Origin of the sequence: Bradyrhizobium sp. McL0616 (genome assembly GCF_049993385.1) — a bacterium.
GTDB lineage: Bacteria > Pseudomonadota > Alphaproteobacteria > Rhizobiales > Xanthobacteraceae > Bradyrhizobium.
In genome coordinates, this window is record NZ_CP188255.1 from 8,555,455 (window position 1) to 8,578,513 (window position 23,059).

A 23,059-nucleotide genomic window follows, 5' to 3' on the forward strand; every position below is an offset into this window, starting at 1 on the left:
CCGCGCCGCTAAACCTCCACTCCCTCATGCCTGAGCAGCCAGCGTTTGCGCTCGAGACCGCCGCCATATTTCACCAGCGAACCATCCGCGCCGATCAGGCGGTGACAGGGCAGCACCACGCTGATCGGGTTGGAGCCGTTGGCGTGGCCGACCGCGCGAATGGCTTTGGGCATCTCGATCTTTGCAGCGAGCGTGCCATAGCTCAGTGTCGTGCCGACAGGGATTTGCGCAAGCGCGGTCCAGACCTTTTGCTGGAACGGTGTGCCGGCGATGCGCCACGCGATCGATGAGAGCTGCGCAAGGTCGCCCTGAAAGTAATCCGACAGTGCAGCCTTCATCGCAGCCGGCGCGGCCTGCTCGCGCAGATCCACCGCGCCGTAATGCAGCCGCAGCAATTCGCGCATCCGGTGCTCGTAGTCGTCCCAGTCGAGCGCGCGCAGCGCGCCCTCGGCATCGGTCACGAGCAGCGCGGTACCGATCGGCGTCGCCAGTCGATCGAGGCCAAAGCTTTCGGGAGCACGCGCTGATCGGCCGGCCATTGCGACACCTTTGCATCGAAACACACGTCGCACTTGCCACGCCGTCCATGCTAACGTCCACCCGAAAGCTGAGGCTTTTGGGGGGCTCAACTTGATTCTGATCGCCAATGTCCTGGTGGCGCTGGTCGCCGCACTGCACGCCTACTTCCTGATCCTCGAGATGTTTCTCTGGGACAAGCCGCTGGGCTTGAAGACATTCCACAACACGCCGGAGAAGGCCGAGATCACGAAAGTGCTGGCCGCCAATCAGGGCCTCTATAACGGCTTCCTGGCCGCCGGCCTGATCTGGGGCCTCGTGGACGGCAATCCGGCCTTCGCGTTCCAGATCAAGGCGTTTTTCCTGCTCTGCGTGATCGTGGCCGGCGCCTATGGTGCCATGACCGTCAGCACACGCATCCTGATCGTGCAGGCGCTGCCGGCTGCAATCGCGCTGATTGTCTTGTTCCTGGCCTGAGACGCTACGGCGCAGCGCCGCGATCCTTGCGCGCGGCCTGCCCTTCCTCCACACTCTTCGGCAGCGATGGCGACCGTTGGCAACCAACGGGAAAAGATCATCGACCGGAAAATTCCGTCAGGAGGAACAACCCAACATGAGCAATCGCAGAGCCTTCCTAGCTGCTACGGCGGCGCTCGCCTTCGCGTTCTCCGCCAGCCAGGCCCTCGCCCAGAAGAAATACGACATCGGCGCGAGCGACACTGAGATCAAGATCGGCCAGACCGTACCGTTCTCCGGCCCCTATTCCGTCTATGCCAATATCGGCAAGACCCAGGCCGCCTACTTCAAGATGATCAACGATCAGGGCGGCATCAACGGCCGCAAGATCAACCTGATCCAGTATGACGACGCCTATTCGCCGCCGAAGACGGTCGAGCAGGTCCGCAAGCTCGTCGAAGGCGACGAGGTGCTGTTCACCTTCCAGATCATCGGCACGGCCGCGAACGCTGCCGTTCAGAAATATCTCAACGGCAAGAAAGTGCCGCAGCTGCTGGCGTCCACCGGCGCGGCACGCTTCAACGATCCGCAGAACTATCCCTGGACCATCGCCTACAATCCCAACTATTTGTCCGAGGGACGCATCTACGCGAAGTACATTCTCAAGGAGCATCCGAACGCCAAGATCGGCGTGCTCTACCAGAACGACGACATGGGCCGCGACTATCTCGCGGGCCTCAAGAGCGGCCTCGGCGACAAGGCCGCCAGCATGATCGTCGGCGAGGTCTCCTACGAGGTGACCGATCCGACGGTGGACTCGCAGGTGGTCAAGCTGAAGTCGATGGGCGTCGACCTGTTCTATGATGCCTCGACGCCGAAATTCGCGGCGCAGGCGATCAAGAAGCTCGCCGACCTTGGCTGGACGCCGGTGCATATCGTCGACATCAATGCGAGCCCGATCTCGGCGACGCTGAAGCCAGCCGGCCTCGACATCTCCAAGGGCATCATCTCGACCCAATATGGCAAGGAGCCGGGCGATCCGCAGTGGAAGGACGATCCGGGCGTGAAGGCCTTCTTCGCCTTCATGGACAAGTATTTCCCCGACGGTGACAAGCTCAACACCGTCAACACCTACGCCTATTCGGTGGCCGAGCTGCTGGTCCAGGTGCTGAAGCAATGCGGCGACGACCTGTCGCGCGAGAACATCATGAAGCAGGTCGCCAACATCAAGGACTTCACCCCGAGCTTCGCGCTGCCCGGCATCAATATCAACACCGGGCCGAACGATTATCGCGTCAACAAGCAGATGCAGATGATGAAGTTCAACGGCGAACGCTGGGAGCTGTTCGGCCCGATCATCGAGGATTCGGGGCCGGCGGGTTAGTCGCTCGGACGAGAGCGTAGGGTGGGTTCGCGAAGCGTAACCCACCCTACGAATTACGGGCGCTTCCCCACCTTGCGTTGCAACAACACCTCCTCCACACTCCCGCACAGCGACGGCGTCGGGCGCGCAACAGCGCGTGCGGCAGACCATCGGCAATAACAAATCGAGGAAATTGCGAATGAGGAATGGAATTCTGCATCTGGCCACGGGTACGGCGCTGGCTTTGGCGCTGTCATTCTCAGCGACCAATGCCCAGAAGAAATATGATCCGGGCGCTAGCGACACCGAGATCAAGGTCGGCCAGACCATGCCGTTTTCGGGACCGGCGTCGGCCTATTCGTCGATCGGCAAGACCCAGGCTGCCTATTTCAAGATGATCAACGACCAGGGCGGCATCAATGGTCGCAAGATCAATCTGATCCAGTATGACGACGCCTATTCGCCGCCGAAAGCCGTGGAGCAGATCCGCAAGCTCGTCGAGAGCGACGAGGTGCTCCTGACCTTCCAGATCATCGGCACGCCCGTGAATGCGGCCGTCCAGAAATATCTCAATTCAAAGAAGGTGCCGCAGCTGTTCGCGGCGACCGGCGCCTCGAGGTTCACCGACCCGAAGAACTTCCCGTGGACGATGGGCTTCAATCCCAACTACTTCGTCGAGGGCCGCATCTACGGCCAGTACATCCTGAAGGAATACCCGAACGCCAAGATCGGCGTGCTCTACCAGAACGACGACCTAGGCAAGGACTATCTGAATGGCCTCAAGGCCGGCCTCGGCGACAAGGCCGCCAAGATGATCATAACCGAAGCGTCCTACGAAGTGTCCGACCCCACCGTCGACTCGCAGATCCTCAAGGTCAAGGACGCCGGCGCAGACCTGTTCTTCAGTGCGACGACACCGAAGCAGGCAGCGCAGGCGATCAAGAAGATCGCCGAAATGGGCTGGCATCCAGTGCAGATCGTCGACATCAACGCCACCTCGGTCGGTGCGGTGCTAAAGCCCGCAGGCCTTGATGCCGCCAAAGGCCTGATCAGCGTCAACTACGGCAAGGAACCGCTCGATCCGACGTGGAAGGACGACGCCGGCCTGAAGAGGTATTTCGACTTCATGGCCAAGTACTATCCGGACGGCGACAAGGATTCGAACTTCAACACCTATGGCTACAGCACGGCGCAGCTCCTGGTCCATGTGCTGAAGCAGTGCGGCGACGACCTGACGCGCGAGAACGTCATGAAGCAGGCCACGTCGCTGAAGGACGTCGCCAGTGACACCGCGCTGCCCGGCATCAAGGCCAACACCTCGCCGACCGACTACCGCGTCAACAAGCAGCTTCAGATGATGAAGTTCAACGGCGAACGCTGGGAGCTGTTCGGCCCGATCCTGGAGGATGCGGGTCCTGCGGGTTAGTGGTTGCCCGAATTCTGAAATGCGATCGGCGGCCTCCCGGCCGCCGATTTTTTTTGATCTTTGCTCAATCCATCACCGTCACCCCGAGGTGGCCGCCTCTTCCGCGGCCCTCGAAGGGCGATAGCCTGCTGGTGGCCGTGCATCCTTCGAGGCTCGCACGCAAGAGCTCGCACCTCCAGCGACAACGGCTTCGCCGTTGCGCGGGGATGACGGAGAAACAGGTCGCCGATTGCACCTACGCCGGTATCTCCCCAAAGTTCTTCCCCACCGGCAACACCGCATGCCGGATCAGCCGCGAATCCTCCACTGCCGCCTGTCGATGCTTCACCGCTTCGCGATAGACGGGGTCGCGGATCATCTCGACGAAGGCGTTAACGCTTGGGTATTCGGCGATGAAGCAATGGTCCCAGCGCTCGGTCTCGGGGCCGATCAGCATCAGCTCGAACCTGCCTTGCCAGATGATGCGGCCGCCGAGGCGTTCGAACACCGGGCCGCTCTCGCGACCATAGGCCGCATAGGCTTCCGCGCCGGAAGCTTTCCGTCCTTCCGGATAGGCTGCCTCTTTGCGCAAGCGCACCAGATTGAGCATGTGGATCGGGCCCGGGCGGGCGGTCTCCCGGAATTGCGCGAAAATCTCCTTGGTCGGATCGATATGGCCCATGCGAGCTCCCTCTTTTTTATGCCGGCGATCCTAGCTCCGGCGTCAAACGAGGGGAACTGCGGCCAGCGAATGCCGCACCTCCTAATCACGCGTTAAGCTCTGGGTAACCGGGCCTTAAACAGCCACCGCTAGCGTGCGGCGGGGCGGGCTGACCGGGCGTTTTGCGTATGGGGTTGGGAAAGAAAAAGGGTAAGCGGAAGGAGCCGTTGTTCGGCTTGCCCGCGGCGCTCGCCGATCTGCGCCTGACGGTCGCCGACCGCATCCCCAACGCCGAGGACAAGCCGAAAAAATCCGCGAAATCATCCGCCAAGCGTCGAAGCGAGGATTCCGGCGACGAGCCGCCGCGCGAGCCCAAAGCGCCGGCAAGTCGCAGCGGCGCCAGGCGAAGATCGAAATCGCGCATCAGCGCCGGGCTCGGCCGCCTGGTCTATTGGGGCGCGGTGCTGAGTCTGTGGGGCGTGATCGCCGTGGTCGGCGTCGTGGTCTGGGTTGGCGCCCATTTGCCGCCGATCCAGTCGCTGGAGATCCCCAAGCGGCCGCCGACGATCCAGATCGTCGGCATGGACGGCAGCATGCTGGCACAGCGCGGCGAGATGGCCGGCGCCAACGTGTCGCTGAAGGACCTGCCGCCTTATCTGCCGAAGGCGTTCATCGCCATCGAGGACCGCCGCTTCTATTCGCATTTCGGCATCGACCCGATCGGCATCTTGCGCGCGGCGGTGACCAACGTGCTCCATCGCGGCGTGTCGCAGGGCGGCTCGACGCTGACGCAGCAGCTCGCGAAAAACCTGTTCCTGACCCAGGAGCGCACCATGCAGCGCAAGCTGCAGGAGGCCGAGCTCGCGATCTGGCTGGAGCGCAAGCATTCCAAGAACGAGATTTTGGAGCTCTATCTCAACCGCGTCTATTTCGGCTCCGGCGCCTATGGCGTCGAAGCCGCCGCACAGAAATATTTCGGCAAGCCGGCGAAGAACGTCACGGTTGCCGAAGCCGCGATGCTGGCTGGCCTCGTCAAATCGCCCTCGCGGCTCGCGCCGAACCGCAATCCGGAAGGCGCGGAAGCGCGCGCTCAAATCGTGCTCACGGCAATGGCGGATGCAAAGTTCATCACCGATGCACAGGCGCAGGCCTCGATCGGCCATCCTTCCTACAATGTGAAGCCGGTCGGCGCCGGCACCGTCAACTATGTCGCCGACTGGATCGGCGAAGTCCTGGACGACCTCGTCGGCCAGATCGACCAGAGCATCACGGTCGAGACCACGATCGATCCAAAGCTCCAGAGCGTGGCGGAAGCCGCCATCATCGACGAGCTCGCGGCCAAGAGCGTGAAGTTCAATGTCAGCCAGGGCGCGCTGGTGGCGATGACGCCGGACGGCGCGGTGCGCGCCATGGTCGGCGGCCGAAACTATGCCGACAGCCAATACAATCGCGCGGTGACCGCGAAGCGCCAGCCGGGCTCCTCGTTCAAGCCGTTCGTGTACCTGACCGCGCTCGAACAGGGGCTGACGCCTGACAGCGTCCGCCAGGACGCGCCGATCGAGGTCAAGGGCTGGAAGCCCGAAAATTACACCCATGAATACTTTGGTTCGGTGACGCTGACCCAGGCGCTGGCGATGTCGCTCAACACGGTCGCCATTCGCCTCGGCCTCGAGGTCGGGCCGAAGAACGTGGTGCGCACCGCGCACCGGCTCGGCATCTCCTCGAAGCTCGAGCCCAACGCCTCGATCGCGCTCGGCACTTCCGAAGTTTCCGTGGTCGAGATGGTCGGCGCCTATGCACCCTTCGCCAATGGCGGCTACATTGCCGCGCCGCATGTGGTGACGCGGATCAAGACGCTCGACGGCAAGCTGCTCTACATGCGCCAGGCGGACGAGCACAACCAGGTGATCGAGCCGCGCTACGTGGCGATGATGAACGCGATGATGCGGGAGACGCTGATCTCCGGCACCGCCAAGAAGGCCGAGATCCCGGGCTGGCAGGCGGCCGGCAAGACCGGCACCAGCCAGGATTATCGCGACGCCTGGTTCATCGGCTACACCGCCAACCTCGTCACCGGCGTCTGGCTCGGCAATGACGACAATACGCCGACCAGGAAGGCGACCGGCGGCGGCCTGCCGGTGGAAGTCTGGTCCCGCTTCATGAAGACAGCGCACGAGGGCGTGCCGGTGGCAGCCCTGCCGAACTCGCAAGGCAATTGGGGGCCGGCGAACCTCGTGCAGATATCATCGCAGGTGTCGGCGCCGACACCGACAGCTGCACCGCCGGGACCGGCGCCGGCTCCGGTCAGCAATGGCGGCTATCACCCGCCGCCGACCCGCGCCAACGTACGGCCGCAAGCAGCGGCAGGGCTCGACGGCTGGCTGATGGACCGGCTGTTCGGCGGGAATCGATAGCTGCGGCTGGCCGTCTTTGCGACCTCACAACAAAAACCGCGAAAACAACCCCATGCACAGTAGACGGTGAGTGCTGGCGGGGTGCGCGGTGGATTGTTCGAAGGGTTTGGTGTGGCGGGGGAAATCGGGTGTACCGGGCAATCGTCCCGGCACATGCGAGAGTCGCGCGAAATACGCTGCACTCACCTCATCCTCGGTGTCGTCCCGGCGTAGGCCCGGCCTTCGCCGGGACGACACCGAGTATGTCTGACGAGCGAGGCCCTAATCCTCGACCCCGTACCGGTGCAGATCATTCCCGTGCGTATCGAGCCACTTCTTGGCGCGCTCCATCGACGGGCAGGCTTTTCCGCACACGCGCCAGAACCGCGCCGAGTGGTTCATCTCGACGAGATGGGCGACCTCGTGCGCGGCGAGATAGTCGAGCACGTAGGGCGGCGCGAGGATCAGGCGCCAGGAGAACGACAGCGAGCCCGCCGAGGTGCAGGAGCCCCAACGGCTGGACTGATCGCGGATCGACAGACGCTTGACCTTGACGCCGAGCTCGACGGCGTAGGCCTCCGCCGAGCGCTGGAGATCGCTGCGCGCCTCGCGCTTGAGGAAGTCATGGACGCGGCGGTCGGCATGTTCGACGCCGCCCGCGACGCAGATGATGCGTTCGCCGCTATCGCGCACCTCCGTCCACACCGTGCCGCGCGTCCCGGCGCGATGAACGATGCGGTGGGGAACGCCGCGGAGCGGTATCACTGTGCCAGGCTGGAACGGTGCGGCCTTCGGCAAACGACCGAGACGTGCCGCGATCCAGGCGCCGTGACGCTGCGCGAAGTCCTTTGCTTCGGCCAGCGTGCCGCGCGGCGGCATGGTGAGGATGGCTTCACGATCACTCGGATGAATTCTGAGCGTATAACGCCGCGCGCGGCGATGGCGGCGCAGCCTTATCGCGAAAAATTGCGACCCATGGGTGATCAGAAGGGTCTTTGGTTCGTGGGGCCGACGATAGAGGAGTGCGCGTGTGGCCATGTCTGTCAGTCCGGGGAGCAAGAGTTCGCCCGGATTCTGCCATAACCGCCGCCAGGGAAAGCGCTCGGCGCAAAAACAAATCATTTGCCCAATATACAGGGGTCTGGCGTCCGGGAGACCCTACAGACTGGGGTTGGAACCCGGTTTTTTCGCCCCCGCTGGACGCATGCGGCTCCCCCAAGGGGTGAGGGAGGACTCACTCCTATAAAGCTACCTAAATACCGCGAATCTGGCGAGAACCAGACCCTCCCACAGCCTCTGGCAAGGTCGGAATTCACAGCGGGAAAGCCGAAAAATGCAGTTATTCAGCCGCAAGCGCCTGGGTTACGTTCAGATTCGCTGCGGAGACCATGAAATCATGAATTCGCGGCACGATTTCCGACTTGAAGCGCGAGCCGTTGAACACGCCGTAATGTCCGACGCCCTTCTGGACGTAATGAACACGGCGATGATCCGGAATCGAGCTGCACAATCCGTGCGTTGCTTCGGTCTGACCGATGCCCGAGATGTCGTCGTTCTCGCCTTCGACCGTCATCAACGCCACGCGCGTGACCTTGGAGGGATCGACCCGAGTTCCACGATGGGTCATCTCGCCCTTCGGCAGTGAATGCTTCACGAACACGGTGTCGACCGTTTGCAGATAATATTCGGCGGAGAGATCCATCACCGCCAGATACTCGTCGTAGAAGTCGCGATGCTTGTCGACGAGATCGCCGTCGCCCTTCACCAGATTGGCGAAGAGCTGCTTGTGGGCGTCCATGTGCCGATCGAGATTCATGCTGATGAAGCCGTTGAGCTGCAAGAATCCCGGATAGACGTCGCGCATCATGCCCGGATGCGGAAACGGCACCTTGGTGATGACGTTGTTGCGGAACCAGTCGATGCCGCGCTCCTGCGCGAGGTTGTTCACGCCGGTCGGATTGCGGCGCGTGTCGATCGGACCGCCCATCAGCGTCATCGAGGTCGGCACGAACGGATCGCGCCGCGCTTCCATGATCGAGACGGCGGCGACGACGGGAACGGAGGGCTGGCACACCGCGATCACATGGGTGTTGCCGCCAAGGACGTGCAGCATCTCGATGACGTAGTCGATGTAATCGTCGAGATCGAAACGGCCTTCGCTGAGCGGCACCATGCGCGCATCGGCCCAATCGGTGATGTAGACTTCATGCGCCGGCAGGAAGGCCTCGACCGTGCCACGCAGCAGCGTCGCGTAATGGCCGGACATCGGCGCCACGATCAGCACGCGCGGCTGCGGGCTGCGCAGTGGACGGGTGAACTTGCGATCGAAGTAGAGCAGCTTGCAGAACGGCTTTTCCCAGACCGGGCGGACCTCGACGGGGACGCGGATGCCGTTGACCTCGGTGTCGTTGAGACCCCATTCCGGCTTGCCATAGCGGCGCGTGGTGCGCTCGAACAATTCGCAGGCAGCTGCCACCGACTTGCCGACTTCGGTGCGCGCCCAGGGATTCAGGGGATTCTGAAACAGCAGCTTGGTTGCGTCAGTGACGGCGCGCGCCGGATTGAGAGAGGCCTGTGCCATCTCGTACATCCAGTACATCGGCGTGGTCAGGACCGGACTGCCTTCAACCGCCAAAGGCGGCGCGCCGCCAAACTCACCAATAGGCATGATCAAATCCCTCTTCGCATCGCAGCATACTGCAGAATGCGTAATATTGCGTCAATGCATGGTTCCGTACATCTACGTGGCCAAAGTGGTTAAACCAGCCTGAATCCACGGGAAAGTGAGCTATTCGCCGCCCGCTAGCAGCGAGCCGTGCTTTTTGGCGCTGCGCAAAAGGGCAAGGAATGCCCAAAAAGAAGCAACCAGAAGCACCGCATTGATGGCTAACGCAGCCAGCATCAGATCGGTCCTGAAGATTTGCTCGATCAAGAGGGCCCGCATGCCCTCGAACACGTAAGTCGGCGGCAGCGACCAGGCGACATATTGCAGCCACCCCGGCAGAACGCTGACGGGATAGTAGATGCAGGCGAGCGGCATGATCGCGAACATCAGGGTCCAGACGATACTCTCGGCGCCCAGCCCGTTTCGCAATACCAGACCCGACACGAAGATGCCGACCGACCAGCTCGTGAAGATCAGATTGCAGAAGAAGGCAATCAGCGGCAGGCCGAGGCTGTAGATATTGAAGTGAAAGAACACCAGCGCCAGCAGCGTCATCGGGATGACGCCGATCGCGAGCCGGATCATGCTCATCACCATCAGCGACAGCAGAAACTCGATCGGCTTCAGCGGACTCATCATGAGGTTGCCGAGGTTGCGCGCCCACATCTCCTCCAAAAACGAGATGGAGAAGCCGAGCTGCCCGCGGAACAGGATGTCCCAGAGGATGACGGCGCCGATCAGCGTGCCGCCGGCGCGCGCGAAGAAATTGGCGTTCTGGGCGATGTAATGCTGAAGGAAGCCCCAGGTAATGATCTGGAGCGCCGGCCAGTACAGCAGCTCGAGCAGCCGTGGCCAGGACGACATCAGCAGATACCAATAGCGCAGGATCATCGCACCGATGCGCTGTACGGAGATGCCGCGGTGGAGGACGAGCTCGCTCATCGCGCGGCCTTCTGCGCACCGTTCCCCCGGCCGCGCGCGACGTCCAGGAAGACCTCCTCGAGTGTGGTGCGGTTGTAGCGGGCCATGATGGACTCGGGCGTGTCGTCGTCCTCGACGCGGCCGCGCTTCATGATGATGACGCGGTCGCAGAGCCGCTCGACCTCGAGCATATTGTGCGAGGCCAGCAGGATCGTGGCGTTGTTGTCGCGTCGATAGCGCTCCAGATGCGCCCGCACCCAATCGGCGGTGTCGGGATCGAGCGAGGCGGTCGGCTCGTCCAGCAGCAGCAGCTCCGGCTGGTTGATCAGCGCCTTGGCCAGTGCGACGCGGGTCTTCTGCCCGGCCGAGAGCTTGCCGTTGGCGCGGTCGATGAATTCGGTGAGATCAAGCTCGCCGGCCAGTTTTGTAATACGGTCGGCGAGATTCTTCACCGCATAGAGCTTGCCGAAGATGGTGAGATTCTGCCGCACCGTCAGCCGCATCGGCATGTCGACATAGGGGCTCTCGAAATTCATCCGCCCCAGCACCGCGGCACTTTCCTCCGGCATCCGATGGCCGAGGACCTGCACACGGCCGGAGGTCGGCAACACCAGGCCCATGATCATCGCGATGGTGGTGGTCTTGCCGGCGCCGTTGCCGCCCAAAAGCCCGGTGATGCTGCCACGGGGAAGCGAGAAGGAGATGCCGTCGACCGCGCGGGTCTGCTTGTAGAGCTTGACGAGGCGGTCGACCTCGATGGCCGCGGACGAAGTGCCATCCGCGACAGTCGGCCGACTTGAAGCATTGTCGTTCTCAGTCATGCTGGGGCGTTCTTCCGCCATTGCGCCGTCCAGCGCAAGACCTGAGGTAACAAGACCTGAAGTCACAAGGGTTGATGCCGGGGACTCCTGCCCCCATGGAACGTGTGGGCCAGCGTGTTTGTGATCGGACACGCGCACCGCTAGATTGGTTGAGATGACCGAGACTGCCGCTTCCGACTTCCGTCCCTCGCAGCGACACATCCGCCTGGACACCATCCTGCGGCTGCGCTGGCTCGCGGTGCTGGGCCAGCTCGCCGCGATCTTCATCGTGGCGCAGGGGCTGGAGTTCAACGTCGAGATCATTCCCTGCGTCAGCATCATCGGCCTGTCGGCGGCGCTCAATCTAGCGCTGCAAGCCGTGACCAACCCGATGCAGCGGCTGGGGCCGATCCAGGCGGCCGGGCTGCTGGCACTGAACATCGTCGAACTGGCGGGGCTGCTGTTCTTCACCGGCGGATTGCAGAACCCGTTCTCGTTCCTGTTCCTCGCCCCCGTGCTGATCTCGGCGACCGCCTTGCCGGCCCGGCTGACTTTCGCGCTCGGGCTTCTGGCCGTGGCCTGCGCCTCGATCCTGTTTTTCTTTCATCTGCCGCTGCCCTGGGATTCCGAAGATCCCGTGGTGCTGCCGCCGATCTACCTCGTCGGCGTCTGGCTCTCGATCGTGCTCGCGATCGGGGTCACCAGCCTCTACTCGTTCCAGGTGACCGAAGAAGCGCGCAAGCTTGCCGACGCGCTGGCCGCGACCGAACTGGTGCTGACGCGCGAGCAGCACCTGACCCAGCTCGACGGATTGGCCGCGGCTGCCGCGCACGAGCTCGGCACGCCGCTCGCGACCATCTTCCTGATTTCGCGCGAGCTGGAAAAGACCGTGAAGGAGCCGGTCTTCGCTGCCGATCTGAAAACCCTGCGCGAGCAGACCCAGCGCTGCCGCGACATTTTGAGCAAGATCACCCAGCTCTCCTCCACCGGCGCGCCGTTCGACCGCATGAAGCTGTCCGAGCTGATCGAGGAGGTGGTGGCGCCGCATCGCGATTTCGGCGTCGACATCAAGGTGCGGATCGCGATCGCCGCTGTGGCCGAACCGGTCGGGTCGCGCAATCCGGCTGTGCTTTACGGTGTCGGCAACATCGTCGAAAACGCGGTCGATTTCGCCCGCACCACGGTCGAGGTCAACGCCTGGTGGAACAATGAGACGATCGAGATCGTGATCTCCGACGACGGCCCGGGCATTCCGCCCGATCTCATGAAGCGAATCGGCGAGCCGTATCTGTCGCGGCGGCACACCCAGGATGCGGGCGGCGGCCTCGGGCTCGGCGTGTTCATCGCGCGTACGCTGCTCGAACGCACCGGCGCCAAGGTCTCGTTTACCAATCGGACCTTTCCGGAACACGGTGCAGTGGTACAGATCGCGTGGCCGCGGGAGCGTTTTGAGACTATCGAGACCTTTGAAGAAACAATAGGATAGGCCGCGACCTTGCGTCGCACGTGAGGCCCGATCGACTATTGGCGGCCTTGGCACCGCCTGATTGCGACGCCATATGTAGATGTGCAGGATAGAGGACAAAACCTTGAACGCCATCGCCGAACTGAACGAACAGACCGACCGCTCGCTCCTCATCGTGGAGGACGACAAGCCGTTCCTGGAGCGCTTGTCGCGCGCCATGGAGACACGCGGCTTTTCGGTGACGTCATGCGATACTGTTTCGGATGGTCTCGCCCAGATCGGCAAGTCCGCCCCCGCATTCGCAGTGGTCGATTTGCGGCTTGGCGACGGCAATGGTCTCGATGTCGTCTCCGCGCTGAAGAAGAAGCGCCCCGAAGCCCGCGCCATCGTGCTGACCGGCTATGGCAACATCGCCACTGCCGTTACCGCAGTGAAGATGGGCGCGATCGATTATCTCTCGAAGCCCGCGGATGCCGACGACGTCGTCGCCGCACTGCTTTCGACCGGCGCGGACAAGTCCGACCTGCCGGCGAACCCGATGTCGGCCGACCGCGTACGCTGGGAACATATCCAGCGCATCTACGAGATGTGCAACCGCAACGTCTCGGAAACGGCGCGGCGGCTGAACATGCACCGGCGTACGCTGCAGCGCATTTTGGCCAAGCGCGCGCCGCGGTAAGTTCGGCAATCGCAACTTTCTCCGCGTCACCCTGAGGTGGCCGCTTCTTCAGCGGCCCTCGAAGGGCGACGGCCCGGCTGCATCTCGGCCGTTCTTCCTTCGAGGCTCGCTACGCGAGCACCTCAGGATGACGGGGAAGCACCTTTCCGCTATTCCCAAAACTCCGCATGCCCCTGTGGATCAACCAGCCGGTTGATCCGCAAGGCCGCCGCCATCGCGAAGCGCACCGTCATCTGCTTGCGCGTTGCGGCCGCGAGCTTGTGCTCGGGCGCCTCGCAATGCAGATGCGCGCCATAGGCATCCGCGATGATCAGGCCGGTGTCTTGCGGAAAAATCTCGCACGGCAGGTCCTGCGTGAAGGCGAAGAACAGCCGGTCGCAATGGGCGCGGTATTCGTGCCATTTCTGGTCGGCGCGCAGATCCTCGACCGATGATTTGATCTCGACGATCCAGATCTCGCCGCGCTCGTTCAATGCCACGAGATCAGCGCGGCGGCCCGACGGCAGTGGCAATTCGCTGATGCAGGTGAAGCCGAGCGAGCGGAGCAGCCGCGCCGTGCCGCGCGCGATCGCGAGCGCCGTTTCGGATTGACGCCGATCCGGCGGCGGCACCAGGGCGATGCGGGCGGGGTTGTCCATGGGGGAGAGATTAGCCGATTCCATTGCGCCCGTCATTCCGGGGCGCGCCACTTGGCGCGAGCCCGGAATCCATAGCCACGAAAAGCAGTTGCGGCGCGAGACTGGTCACCACGAGTCTTCGCCAAACCCAATCCTGTGGTTATGGGTCCCGGGCTCGCGCTTCGCGCGCCCCGGGACGACAAGCGGGAACCTCCCCTTCCCCTCGCACTTATCACGCAGCCGCCGACGATCGCGGGCGGACCGAACAGGACTGCCCCGCTATGATCGACGATCTGTGGTACAAGAACGCCGTCATCTATTGCCTCTCCGTCGGCACCTATATGGACGCCAACGGCGACGGCGTCGGCGACTTCAAGGGCCTGTTGCGCCGGCTCGACTATCTCCATGGCCTCGGCGTCACGGCGATCTGGCTGATGCCGTTCCAGATGTCGCCCGGCCGCGACGACGGCTACGACGTGGCCGACCATTACAGCGTCGATCCGCGCTACGGCACGCTCGGCGATTTCGTCGAATTCACCCATGGCTGCAAGCAGCGCGGCATTCGCGTCATCATCGATCTCGTCGTCAACCACACCTCGGATCAGCATCACTGGTTCAAGGAGGCGCGGCGCGACAAGAACTCGCCCTATCGCGACTGGTATGTGTGGTCGGACAAGAAGCCGGCCAACGCCAACAAGGGCATGGTGTTTCCCGGCGTGCAGAAATCGACCTGGACGCGCGACAAGGAAGCCAGTGCCTGGTTCTTCCACCGCTTCTACGATTTCCAGCCCGATCTCAACACCTCGAACCCGCACGTCCAGGCGGAAATCCTGAAGATCATGGGTTTCTGGATCCAGCTCGGCGTGTCCGGCTTCCGGATGGACGCGGTGCCTTTCGTGATCGCGACCAAGGGCGCGAAGGTGAAGAAGCCGGTCGAACAATACGACATGCTGCGCACGTTCCGCGAATTCCTGCAATGGCGGCAGGGCGACGCCATCATCCTCGCCGAAGCCAATGTGCTGCCGGATACCGACATGGAATATTTCGGTGGCGATGGCGACCGCATGCACATGATGTTCAATTTCCAGGTCAACCAGCACCTGTTCTACGCACTGGCCTCCGGCGACTCGGGTCCGCTGGCAAAGGCGCTGAAGGCGACCAAGCCGCGGCCGGCCGCCGCGCAATGGGGCCTGTTCCTGCGCAATCACGACGAGCTCGATCTCGGCCGCCTGACCAAGGCGCAGCGCGATACCGTGTTCGAGCGCTTCGGTCCGGACAAGAACATGCAGCTCTACGACCGCGGCATCCGCCGCCGCCTCGCGCCGATGCTGGGCGGCGACCGCCGGCGGCTCGAGCTTGCCTACAGCCTGATGTGCACGCTGCCGGGAACGCCTGTCATCCGCTACGGCGACGAGATCGCGATGGGCGATGATCTCTCGCTGCCCGAGCGCAATTGCGCGCGGACGCCGATGCAATGGTCGACCGAGCCGCAGGGTGGCTTTACCAAAAGCGAAAAGCCAGCATCCCCCGTCATCGACAAGGGCCCTTACGGCTTCGAGCACGTCAACGTCGCCAAACAGCGGCGCGATCCCAACTCCATGCTGAACTGGACCGAGCGCATCGTCCGCATGCGCAAGGAAGTCCCCGAGATCGGCTGGGGCGATTTCGCTGTCATCGCGACGCGCGATCCCGCCGTGTTCATCATGCGCTACGACTGGCGCAACAATTCCGTGCTGTTCGTGCACAATCTCGACGAGAAGCCGCGCGAGATCGCGTTCTCGGCAGGGCTGCGCGACGATGCCGGCGAGCACCTGATCAATCTGCTCGCGGAGGACCACAGCCACGCCGACAAGCGCGGCCAGCATCGCATCGTGCTGGAGCCGTACGGCTATCGCTGGTACCGCGTTGGCGGGCTGGATTATTTGCTGAAGCGGAGTGACATCGACCAGAGCAACGCGCATCCGGGGTAGCCCGGCACTCTCCCCGTCGTCGCCCCGGCCTAGGGCGCAATTGCGCCCTAGGTGTGGAGCCTCAAGAGGTTGTCCCCGGTCAAACCGAGCCTGCTGATCGGCGTTTGAGATTTTATACCACCGTGGGGTCGGTGCCAGTTGTATTGGTGCAGCCAGATCGGCAGCTGTTGGGCGCGCCGATCTGATGTTGGATACGCTTTGGCGTAAGCCCATTCCCGAAGTGCGGTCTGGATGAAGCGCTCGGCCTTGCCGTTTGTTCTCGGCGTGTAAGGCTTGGTGCGGATGTGCTTGATGCCCAGGTCCCCGCAAGCATCGCGGAAGGCGAAGGACTGATAGCAACTGCCATTGTCGGTCATGACGCGCGTAACGGTGACGCCGAGGCTTTTGTAATAGGCCACAGCTGCCTTGAGAAAGGGAACAGCGCTGTCCGCCGTCTCGTCAGGCTTGATCTCGGAGAAGGCGACGCGGGAATGGTCGTCAATGCAGACGTGGACGAAATCCCAGCCGGCGCCGCGGCTCTTGTTCGGACCACTCGGATCGCCGGTGATGCGGTGGCCGACACGCTGGAAACGCCCGAGCTTTTTGATGTCGATGTGAATGATCTCGCCCGGGGTCTCGCGCTCGTAGCGGCGTTCCGGCTCGGCCGGCTGCAGATCCCGTATCCGGTTCAAGCCCAAACGGCGCAGGACACGGCTGACGGTGGCCGGCGACACCTCGACCTCGGCTGCGATCTGCTTCCCGGTGTGGCGCTGCCGGCGCAAGGCCTCGATGACCGTGCACGTGGCTGGCGGGGTTTGGCTCGGCGATGAATGGGGTCTGGAGGAGCGATCACGCAACCCTTCCACACCTTCTGCGCGGAAGCGCTTGACCCACTTGGCGACGGTCTTCGGTGTCGTGTTGAACAGGTCAGCTGCGTCGGCCTGGCTCAGCCCGCCCTCCACCACGCTTCGAACCATCGCCTCTCGACCTTTGGGTGTCAAAGGCGCATTCTTGTGGACGTTCATCTGGTCTCTCCTTGGAACACTGAAGCTTCGCAACCTCAGCTTCCTCGGTTCAGACCAGATGGACAACCTCCTGAAAGACCACACCTAGGCCGGGACGACGGCTAGGCCGGCGGCGCGATGATCACGCCCTCATTGCCACGCAGATCCAGCACGCCCTCCAACTGCTCTCCCTCGCGGTCCAGGAACGTCGACAGCAATATCTCGCTGCCGAAGCGGATCGCGCTAATGGTCACCGCGATCGGTTCAGGGCCGAGATTGAGCACGACAAGCACCGCCCTGCCCTCGGCCTCACGGCGATAGATCAGGAGATCGCCCTGCGCCGCGATCGGGTGATAGTCGCCCGTGACCAGCGGCGGGCAGGCCTTCCGGAAGGCGATCAGACGCTTGTAAAGCGTGAGGATCGAGCGCGTGTCGGCTTCGAGATTGACGACGTTCTCGTGGATGTGATCCTCCGGCAGCGGCAGCCACGGCCTGACCTCCGAGAAGCCGCCGAAGTTCGACGAGTCCCACTGCATCGGCGTGCGGCAGCCGTCGCGACCGACGCCGATGCCGGGCACGTTCTTCTCGAAGGGATCGCGGACGTCCTCGGGGGAGATCGCGAGCTGATGCATGCCGATCTCGTCGCCATAATACAGCGTCGGTGTGCCGCGCAAGGTCAGCAGCAGCATGGCCGCGACGCGGGCCTGCTCCGGGCCGACGCGGCTTGCCACGCGCGGGCGATCGTGATTGCCGAGCACCCAGTTTGGCCAGGCGCCTTTCGGCAGCGCCTTCTCGTAGTCATCGATGATTGTCTCGATCGAGCGCGCGCTCCAGAAGGTCGAGAGCAGCGCGAAATTGAACGGCATCTGCGCGCCGGTGAGATCGTTGCCGTAATAGGCCATCAGCCGGTGCAGCGGCAGATAGACCTCGCCGATCAGCACGCGGGCGCCAAAGGCATCGGTAACGCGCCGCATCTCGGCGATGACGTCAAACACCTCCGGCTGGTCGGTGGAATATTGCGTCAGGATCTTTTCGTTTGGCGGGCGGCCTTCGACGTAAAGAGGATTGGGCGGGTTGTCGCGAAACTCGGCGTCCTTGATCAGGTGCCAGATCACGTCGACGCGGAAGCCATCGACGCCCTTTTCCAGCCAGAACCGCATCACGTCGTAGATCGCGGCGCGGACGTCCCGGTTGCGCCAGTTGAGGTCCGGCTGCTGGGCGAGGAAGGCGTGGTAGTAATATTGCCCCGTGGTCTCGTCGAATTGCCAGGCGCTGCCGCCGAATTCGGACAACCAATTGTTCGGCGCGCCGCCATCCGGCGCCGGATCGCGCCAGATGTACCAATCGCGTTTGGGATTGTCGCGCGAGGACCGGCTCTCGACGAACCAGGGATGCTGATCCGAAGTGTGGTTGGGCACGAGGTCGAGGATCAGTCTCAGGCCGTTGTCATGGGCGGCCGCGAGCAGCGCATCAAAATCGCCCATCGTGCCGAATAGCGGATCGACGCCGGTATAGTCGGAGATGTCGTAGCCGAAATCGGCCATTGGCGACGGGAAGATCGGCGACAGCCAGATCGCGTCGACGCCGAGCGATTTCACGTAAGGCAGCCGCCGCAAAATGCCGGCGAGATCGCCGACGCCGTTGCCGTCGCTGTCCTGAAACGAGCGCGGGTAGATCTGATAGAAGATGCCCTCGCGCCACCAGTTCTCGCCGCCCTGAGCCATCGGAAAACCACCCTGAAATCTGCGTCCCGCGCAGAAAACGCGGAAGCAACGTCCCGGTTCAAACCAGCAAGCGAATTGGGACGGCGGTGTGACGGTCGAAGCGGCTGTTCCCCGGCGCCGACACGACTATTTTGCTTGGCGGCGCAGCAAAAATCGGCATTGTGACGCCATGACCGAGCAAACCGACACCCAACAAGCCAAGGCCGGCGCGATCATCGTTCCCGTGACCGCGTTCGAGCAGAACTGCACCATCATCTGGGACGAGCCCGGCAAGAAGGCCGTGGTGATCGATCCCGGCGGCGACGTGCCGAAGATTCTGGAAGCGATCAAGCAGACCGGTGTCACCGTGGAGAAGATCTGGCTGACCCACGGACATATCGACCATGTCGGCGGCGCGGCCGAATTGCGCGATGCGCTGAAGGTGCCGATCGAGGGCCCGCACCTCGCCGACAAATACCTGCTCGACAACGTGGTCGAGAGCGGCGCGCGCTTCGGCATGACCGGCGGGCGCAACTTTGCGCCGGACCGCTGGCTCGACGAAGGCGACACCGTGTCGATCGGCGGCTTGCAGTTCGACATTTTGCACTGCCCCGGCCACTCGCCGGGCAGCGTGGTGTTCTTCAACAAGGAGTTACGTTTCGCCCATGTCGGCGACGTCTTGTTCGCAGGCTCGGTCGGGCGCACCGACCTGCCCGGCGGCAGTCATGAAACGCTGATCGAGTCGATCAAGACCAAGCTGTTACCGCTCGGCGACGATGTCGGCTTCATCTGCGGCCATGGCGCCGGCTCGAGCATCGGCCAGGAACGGATGACCAATCCGTTCATCACCGGCGAGATGTGAGTTTTATTCGGCGGCGTCTGCAAGCGCCGCCGTCGCATCGAGATTGCGCTCGCCCCATTCGCGGATCGCGGCGACGACCGGCACAAAACTCTTGCCCTTGCGGGTCAGGCGATACTCGACCTTCGGCGGCACCTCGCCAAAATCCTTGCGGTCGATCAGGCCGCTTTGCGTCAGCGCCTTCAATTCGCGGCTGAGCACGCGCGGGGTGATCTCGGCGCTACCGGATATGCCGCGCAACAGGCCGCTGCGGATCTCGCCATAGCGACGCGGACCGTCCTTGAGGTCCCAGACGATGCGCAGCTTGTATTTGCCGCTGATCATCTTTTGAAACGCCGCGACCGGGCAGCTGCGCGCCGGGATCGCTCTCGCTTTCGCCATGTCGTCTCCTCCATGCGTTAGCCGAACTTGAGCTGAGGATAGGAGCGGCGCCGAAAAAGTCCATACTATCAATTTTGTCCATACTTGCAGGACCGCTCCCAAGGCGCAGATGATGGCGCACATGACGAACAGGGAGCGTCACATGAAGCACTTCATGATCCGATACGAGTTCAAGCATGGCACGACGGAAGCATGGCACCAGGAGATCGGCCGCTTCATCAAGGCGATCAACGATGATCCGGAGCTGAGGGGGCGGCTCAGCTATCGCTGCCTGAAGAACCGCGACGACGGCCATTACTTCCATCTCGCGAGCGTCACGGATGATGCCGTGCAAAAAACGCTGCAATCGCGCGAGTTCTTCAAGCACTATACGGAGATGACACGGAAGGTCGCCGCCGGCGGCGAGGTGACGGTGACGCCGATCGAAATCATCGACGCGACCGCCTGAGCTACTTCATCAGTCCCGCGGCGGTCAGCGCGCGCGTGATGATTTCGTTGAGATCGAAGCGGCGAGATTTCTCCGGCTTCGGCTCGTGCGGCGGCTCGTCGGCGACCGCAGAGCGAATCGAGCGCGCAAGATGCGGCGCGGGCGACAGCTTCGGCGTCGGCGCAACAGTGGACTTTGCGTCCGCCTTCTTCGCCGCATCCGGAATCCAGCCGGTCAGGCCGAAGAATTTTGCGATGTGATAGGACGAGGAGATGCCGGCCTCGATCAAAAACGCACCTTCGACGCCGTAGCGCTGATCGTTGTCGGCGAGGCCGAGCGGCGTGCCGTGCGCCATGTCGGTGATGGCGTAGGACTCGACCAGGGTCTCGCCGTCCTTGTTCCACCAGGCCTGGCGCGGATAGCCGTCGACATTGGTCTCGGCCATCGGCACGGCCGGCAGATCATGCAGGTCGAGCCACTGCTTGACGATCTCGTTGGCGTTGCCGGGATTGACGGTACGATCGGCGCTGCCGTGCCACACCGAAATCTTCGGCCAGGGACCGCGATGGTTCGAGGCGCGCCGCACGAAATCGCCGAGCTCACGTTCGGGCCGCACGGGGGAATGAAACATGCCGTCGAGCGCCTCGCGCAGGTTCGACGCGATGCCGTAAGGCAAGCCGGCGATGATCGCGCCGGCGGAAAACACTTCGGGATAGGTCGCAAGCATCACCGACGTCATGCCGCCGCCGGCGGAGAGACCGGTGATGAAGATGCGCCTGGGATCGATGCGGTGCGTCTCGACCATGTGCGCGATCATCTCGCGGATCGACTGCGGCTCGCCGCTGCCCCGCGCGATGTCTTCCGGATTGAACCAGTTGAAGCAGGTGTTGCCGTTGTTGGCGCGCTGCTGCTCGGGCATCAACAGCGCAAAGCCGTAGTGCCGCGCCAGCGTCGACCATCCCGCGCCGAGATCGTAAGCCGCTGCGGTCTGGCCGCAACCATGGAGCACGACGACGAGCGCCCGCGGCTTCTGCAGTTGCGCCGGCACGAACGCGAACATGCGCAAGGCGCCGGGATTGCCGCCGAAGTCCGTGACCTCCTCCAGCGGGCTGGAGGCATCGGCGCTCTGCCCGAGATCGGGAAAGCGCAAACCGTCCAGCCGCAAACCGTCCAGCTTTGGCAGACGTCTTAAGAGTTCGACATTTCTGGTTAACGACACCGGCAGCTCCTGGTGGGGCGACTTTCAACGTCACCCAAACCAGATAGTTGCTGCACTGCAAAATAAAAAGTGTGTGTGCTCTACATTACCAGAAATACACGGGGAATCCGCACGTACTAACCGCACTGCCTCAACTTGGTGCAGCTGCGCGGCGCATCCACGCCAGAAATGCGGCGCTGATCATGATTAATGTCACAAACAGTGCGAGCGAGACGACGAAGCCCGCGCGCACTGATTGCAGAGCTTCGATCGCGAAGAATACCGCGCCGATTGCGGCCACTCCGGCCGCATTCCCGATCTGCGCCGTCGTGCCGTACATGCCGGAGGCTGAGCCCGCCGCGGCGGGCTTCACGGTCGAGAGCACCGCGCCGGAGAGCGGCGCCATCACCATCCCCTGCCCGTAACCGAAGATGATCATGACGAGTGCAAGTGCGATCGGTGTCGGCGCATCGACATAGCTCACAATGAGCGCGAGTGCTGCAAGGCCCACAATCTGCAATGCGCAGCCCTCGATCAACACTTTGGTGCCGCGATGCCGCGCCCGCGCTCCGCTGTGGCGCGACGCCACGACGAAAGCGAGCGCGAGCGGAATAAAGGCCAGGCCGGCTGCGAGCGGCGGAATTTTGAGGCCTCGCTGCATGAACAGCGTCATGACCAGATAGAACGAGAGATTGGCGACGAAGAAAAACAACGCCGCGCCCAAACCGCGCAGGAAGACCGCGTCCGCCAGCAGTGTCAGATCGATCAGCGGCATGCCGCCGGCGCGCGCGACCGCATGCTCCAGCTTGAAGAATGCCGCGAGGATCGCACCACCGGTCGCCATCACCGCCCACAGCCACGGCGCCCAGCCGACATCATGGCCGAACAGCAGCGGCCCGATAAGGCATAACAATCCCGCGAACAGCACGACGCTGCCCTTGATGTCGAGCCGCGTGCCCGCCCGGCGCGGCACCGAGGGCATGATGCGCCACGCGGCCATCGCGATGACGAGGCCGCAGGGCACGTTGACGAAGAACACCGAGCGCCAGCCGGTGCCGGCGAGATCGATCGTCACCAGGAGACCGCCGAGCAGGAAGCCGGCGGCGCCCGCAAGCCCGAGCACGATGCCGTAGATGGCAAAGGCGCGGCCGCGCGACCCATCGGTGAACAGCAGATGCAGCGTCGCCAGCACCTGCGGCACCATCAGCGCGGCGGTCGCGCCCTGCGCCAGCCGCGCGACAATCAGCTCCGCGCCGGAGTGCGCCAGCCCGCACCACAGCGAGGTCGCGGTGAAGCCGAGCACGCCAGCCAGAAATACGGTCCTGGTGCCGTGGATGTCGCCGAGGCGGCCACCAGTGACGACCAGCGTCGCATAGGCGATCAAATAGATCGCGATGACGGATTGGATCTGCGCCGGCGTCGCGTGCAGGTCGACCGCGATGGTGGGAATGGCGACATTCACCACGAAGGCGTCGACGCCGAACATGAACTGGGCGGCGACGACGATCGCCAGCACCCACCAGCGGCGGGACGAATCGATTTGCTTTGTGACGGTTTGATGCATCGGCCCGCGAACCTTCCGGCATTTATTTGCGCC

The 23,059-nt window shown here is 63.2% G+C and carries 21 protein-coding genes; 9 read left to right on the top strand and 12 right to left on the bottom strand.

Annotation, left to right across the window (positions count from 1 at the left end):
- Nucleotides 1-8: 8 nt before the first annotated feature.
- Nucleotides 9-539: a methylated-DNA--[protein]-cysteine S-methyltransferase gene (locus tag ACPPVR_RS41200; RefSeq protein WP_426612198.1), complete on the bottom strand. Its 531-nt coding sequence runs from the start codon at nucleotides 537-539 to the stop codon at nucleotides 9-11.
- 97 nt (nucleotides 540-636) lie between these two features.
- Here ACPPVR_RS41200 and ACPPVR_RS41205 point away from each other — a divergent pair, with 97 nt between their 5' ends.
- The 3 genes from ACPPVR_RS41205 to ACPPVR_RS41215 all read left to right on the top strand — a co-directional run bounded on the left by ACPPVR_RS41205 (nucleotide 637) and on the right by ACPPVR_RS41215 (nucleotide 3,761).
- Nucleotides 637-993 (top strand): DUF1304 domain-containing protein, encoded by a 357-nt coding sequence (locus tag ACPPVR_RS41205; protein ID WP_426616289.1) that lies wholly within the window; start codon nucleotides 637-639, stop codon nucleotides 991-993.
- A gap of 136 nt (nucleotides 994-1,129) precedes the next feature.
- Nucleotides 1,130-2,356, top strand: a complete 1,227-nt coding sequence (locus tag ACPPVR_RS41210) for an ABC transporter substrate-binding protein (protein ID WP_426612199.1) — start codon at nucleotides 1,130-1,132, stop codon at nucleotides 2,354-2,356.
- A gap of 178 nt (nucleotides 2,357-2,534) precedes the next feature.
- Nucleotides 2,535-3,761 (top strand): ABC transporter substrate-binding protein, encoded by a 1,227-nt coding sequence (locus ACPPVR_RS41215; protein WP_426612200.1) that lies wholly within the window; start codon nucleotides 2,535-2,537, stop codon nucleotides 3,759-3,761.
- Nucleotides 3,762-3,996: 235 nt separating this feature from the next.
- Here ACPPVR_RS41215 and ACPPVR_RS41220 read toward each other — a convergent pair whose 3' ends face one another.
- Entirely contained in the window at nucleotides 3,997-4,422 is a 426-nt protein-coding gene (locus ACPPVR_RS41220) for a DUF1330 domain-containing protein (protein WP_426612201.1), read from the bottom strand.
- A gap of 167 nt (nucleotides 4,423-4,589) precedes the next feature.
- Between ACPPVR_RS41220 and ACPPVR_RS41225 the strand changes: the two genes are divergently transcribed.
- Nucleotides 4,590-6,815, top strand: coding sequence for a transglycosylase domain-containing protein (locus ACPPVR_RS41225; RefSeq protein ID WP_426612202.1), 2,226 nt, complete (start codon nucleotides 4,590-4,592; stop codon nucleotides 6,813-6,815).
- 261 nt (nucleotides 6,816-7,076) lie between these two features.
- Here ACPPVR_RS41225 and ACPPVR_RS41230 read toward each other — a convergent pair whose 3' ends face one another.
- The 4 genes from ACPPVR_RS41230 to ACPPVR_RS41245 form a co-directional block, all read right to left on the bottom strand.
- On the bottom strand, nucleotides 7,077-7,916 hold the full coding sequence (locus ACPPVR_RS41230) for a M48 family metallopeptidase (protein ID WP_426612203.1): 840 nt from the start codon (nucleotides 7,914-7,916) through the stop codon (nucleotides 7,077-7,079).
- 217 nt (nucleotides 7,917-8,133) lie between these two features.
- Entirely contained in the window at nucleotides 8,134-9,462 is a 1,329-nt protein-coding gene (locus ACPPVR_RS41235; RefSeq protein WP_426612204.1) for a polyhydroxyalkanoate depolymerase, read from the bottom strand.
- 120 nt (nucleotides 9,463-9,582) lie between these two features.
- Nucleotides 9,583-10,401 (bottom strand): ABC transporter permease, encoded by an 819-nt coding sequence (locus ACPPVR_RS41240; protein ID WP_426612205.1) that lies wholly within the window; start codon nucleotides 10,399-10,401, stop codon nucleotides 9,583-9,585.
- Nucleotides 10,398-11,201: an ABC transporter ATP-binding protein gene (locus ACPPVR_RS41245; RefSeq protein ID WP_426616290.1), complete on the bottom strand. Its 804-nt coding sequence runs from the start codon at nucleotides 11,199-11,201 to the stop codon at nucleotides 10,398-10,400. The genes ACPPVR_RS41240 and ACPPVR_RS41245 overlap by 4 nt, the downstream gene beginning before the upstream one ends.
- Nucleotides 11,202-11,355: 154 nt before the next feature.
- Here ACPPVR_RS41245 and ACPPVR_RS41250 point away from each other — a divergent pair, with 154 nt between their 5' ends.
- Together ACPPVR_RS41250 and ACPPVR_RS41255 are read left to right on the top strand one after the other, a co-directional pair.
- A complete protein-coding gene (locus tag ACPPVR_RS41250; RefSeq protein WP_426612206.1) occupies nucleotides 11,356-12,666 on the top strand; it encodes an ActS/PrrB/RegB family redox-sensitive histidine kinase in 1,311 nt (436 codons plus the stop codon).
- A gap of 103 nt (nucleotides 12,667-12,769) precedes the next feature.
- The gene (locus ACPPVR_RS41255; protein ID WP_426612207.1) at nucleotides 12,770-13,324 is read left to right on the top strand and encodes an ActR/PrrA/RegA family redox response regulator transcription factor; all 555 of its coding nucleotides are present in this window, start codon (nucleotides 12,770-12,772) and stop codon (nucleotides 13,322-13,324) included.
- A 149-nt stretch (nucleotides 13,325-13,473) separates the two neighbouring features.
- Here ACPPVR_RS41255 and ACPPVR_RS41260 read toward each other — a convergent pair whose 3' ends face one another.
- Entirely contained in the window at nucleotides 13,474-13,962 is a 489-nt protein-coding gene (locus ACPPVR_RS41260; RefSeq protein WP_426616291.1) for an MmcB family DNA repair protein, read from the bottom strand.
- A 260-nt stretch (nucleotides 13,963-14,222) separates the two neighbouring features.
- On the opposite strand from ACPPVR_RS41260, the gene ACPPVR_RS41265 reads away from it, so the two are divergent.
- Nucleotides 14,223-15,911: an alpha-amylase family protein gene (locus ACPPVR_RS41265; protein ID WP_426612208.1), complete on the top strand. Its 1,689-nt coding sequence runs from the start codon at nucleotides 14,223-14,225 to the stop codon at nucleotides 15,909-15,911.
- A gap of 47 nt (nucleotides 15,912-15,958) precedes the next feature.
- Here the strand turns inward: ACPPVR_RS41265 and ACPPVR_RS41270 are convergent, their stop codons facing one another.
- Together ACPPVR_RS41270 and ACPPVR_RS41275 are read right to left on the bottom strand one after the other, a co-directional pair.
- Nucleotides 15,959-16,915 (bottom strand): IS481 family transposase, encoded by a 957-nt coding sequence (locus ACPPVR_RS41270; protein WP_426612209.1) that lies wholly within the window; start codon nucleotides 16,913-16,915, stop codon nucleotides 15,959-15,961.
- A 101-nt stretch (nucleotides 16,916-17,016) separates the two neighbouring features.
- Nucleotides 17,017-18,618 carry an alpha-amylase family glycosyl hydrolase gene (locus ACPPVR_RS41275; protein ID WP_426612210.1) on the bottom strand — a complete coding sequence of 534 codons (1,602 nt, stop codon included), beginning with the start codon at nucleotides 18,616-18,618 and terminating at the stop codon, nucleotides 17,017-17,019.
- A gap of 169 nt (nucleotides 18,619-18,787) precedes the next feature.
- On the opposite strand from ACPPVR_RS41275, the gene ACPPVR_RS41280 reads away from it, so the two are divergent.
- Entirely contained in the window at nucleotides 18,788-19,459 is a 672-nt protein-coding gene (locus tag ACPPVR_RS41280; RefSeq protein WP_426612211.1) for an MBL fold metallo-hydrolase, read from the top strand.
- A 3-nt stretch (nucleotides 19,460-19,462) separates the two neighbouring features.
- Here ACPPVR_RS41280 and ACPPVR_RS41285 read toward each other — a convergent pair whose 3' ends face one another.
- Complete coding sequence (locus ACPPVR_RS41285; protein WP_426612212.1) at nucleotides 19,463-19,837, bottom strand: winged helix-turn-helix transcriptional regulator; 375 nt, start codon at nucleotides 19,835-19,837, stop codon at nucleotides 19,463-19,465.
- 142 nt (nucleotides 19,838-19,979) lie between these two features.
- Between ACPPVR_RS41285 and ACPPVR_RS41290 the strand changes: the two genes are divergently transcribed.
- Nucleotides 19,980-20,285 carry a hypothetical protein gene (locus tag ACPPVR_RS41290; protein WP_426612213.1) on the top strand — a complete coding sequence of 102 codons (306 nt, stop codon included), beginning with the start codon at nucleotides 19,980-19,982 and terminating at the stop codon, nucleotides 20,283-20,285.
- 1 nt (nucleotide 20,286) lies between these two features.
- On the opposite strand, the gene ACPPVR_RS41295 is transcribed toward ACPPVR_RS41290, so the two are convergent.
- On the bottom strand, nucleotides 20,287-21,483 hold the full coding sequence (locus ACPPVR_RS41295) for an extracellular catalytic domain type 1 short-chain-length polyhydroxyalkanoate depolymerase (protein WP_426612214.1): 1,197 nt from the start codon (nucleotides 21,481-21,483) through the stop codon (nucleotides 20,287-20,289).
- 130 nt (nucleotides 21,484-21,613) lie between these two features.
- A complete protein-coding gene (locus tag ACPPVR_RS41300; RefSeq protein WP_426612215.1) occupies nucleotides 21,614-23,026 on the bottom strand; it encodes an MFS transporter in 1,413 nt (470 codons plus the stop codon).
- Nucleotides 23,027-23,059 lie beyond the last annotated feature (33 nt).

Coding starts and splice junctions, on each gene's coding strand:
- ACPPVR_RS41285 (WP_426612212.1), bottom strand. CDS start 19,837: ATGGCGAAAGCGAGAGCGATCCCGGCGCGCAGCTGCCCGGTCGCGGCG.
- ACPPVR_RS41240 (WP_426612205.1), bottom strand. CDS start 10,401: ATGAGCGAGCTCGTCCTCCACCGCGGCATCTCCGTACAGCGCATCGGT.
- ACPPVR_RS41200 (WP_426612198.1), bottom strand. CDS start 539: ATGGCCGGCCGATCAGCGCGTGCTCCCGAAAGCTTTGGCCTCGATCGA.
- ACPPVR_RS41280 (WP_426612211.1), top strand. CDS start 18,788: ATGACCGAGCAAACCGACACCCAACAAGCCAAGGCCGGCGCGATCATC.
- ACPPVR_RS41245 (WP_426616290.1), bottom strand. CDS start 11,201: ATGACTGAGAACGACAATGCTTCAAGTCGGCCGACTGTCGCGGATGGC.
- ACPPVR_RS41250 (WP_426612206.1), top strand. CDS start 11,356: ATGACCGAGACTGCCGCTTCCGACTTCCGTCCCTCGCAGCGACACATC.
- ACPPVR_RS41290 (WP_426612213.1), top strand. CDS start 19,980: ATGAAGCACTTCATGATCCGATACGAGTTCAAGCATGGCACGACGGAA.
- ACPPVR_RS41210 (WP_426612199.1), top strand. CDS start 1,130: ATGAGCAATCGCAGAGCCTTCCTAGCTGCTACGGCGGCGCTCGCCTTC.
- ACPPVR_RS41235 (WP_426612204.1), bottom strand. CDS start 9,462: ATGCCTATTGGTGAGTTTGGCGGCGCGCCGCCTTTGGCGGTTGAAGGC.
- ACPPVR_RS41220 (WP_426612201.1), bottom strand. CDS start 4,422: ATGGGCCATATCGATCCGACCAAGGAGATTTTCGCGCAATTCCGGGAG.
- ACPPVR_RS41225 (WP_426612202.1), top strand. CDS start 4,590: ATGGGGTTGGGAAAGAAAAAGGGTAAGCGGAAGGAGCCGTTGTTCGGC.
- ACPPVR_RS41300 (WP_426612215.1), bottom strand. CDS start 23,026: ATGCATCAAACCGTCACAAAGCAAATCGATTCGTCCCGCCGCTGGTGG.
- ACPPVR_RS41275 (WP_426612210.1), bottom strand. CDS start 18,618: ATGGCTCAGGGCGGCGAGAACTGGTGGCGCGAGGGCATCTTCTATCAG.
- ACPPVR_RS41215 (WP_426612200.1), top strand. CDS start 2,535: ATGAGGAATGGAATTCTGCATCTGGCCACGGGTACGGCGCTGGCTTTG.
- ACPPVR_RS41230 (WP_426612203.1), bottom strand. CDS start 7,916: ATGATTTGTTTTTGCGCCGAGCGCTTTCCCTGGCGGCGGTTATGGCAG.
- ACPPVR_RS41260 (WP_426616291.1), bottom strand. CDS start 13,962: ATGGACAACCCCGCCCGCATCGCCCTGGTGCCGCCGCCGGATCGGCGT.
- ACPPVR_RS41265 (WP_426612208.1), top strand. CDS start 14,223: ATGATCGACGATCTGTGGTACAAGAACGCCGTCATCTATTGCCTCTCC.
- ACPPVR_RS41270 (WP_426612209.1), bottom strand. CDS start 16,915: ATGAACGTCCACAAGAATGCGCCTTTGACACCCAAAGGTCGAGAGGCG.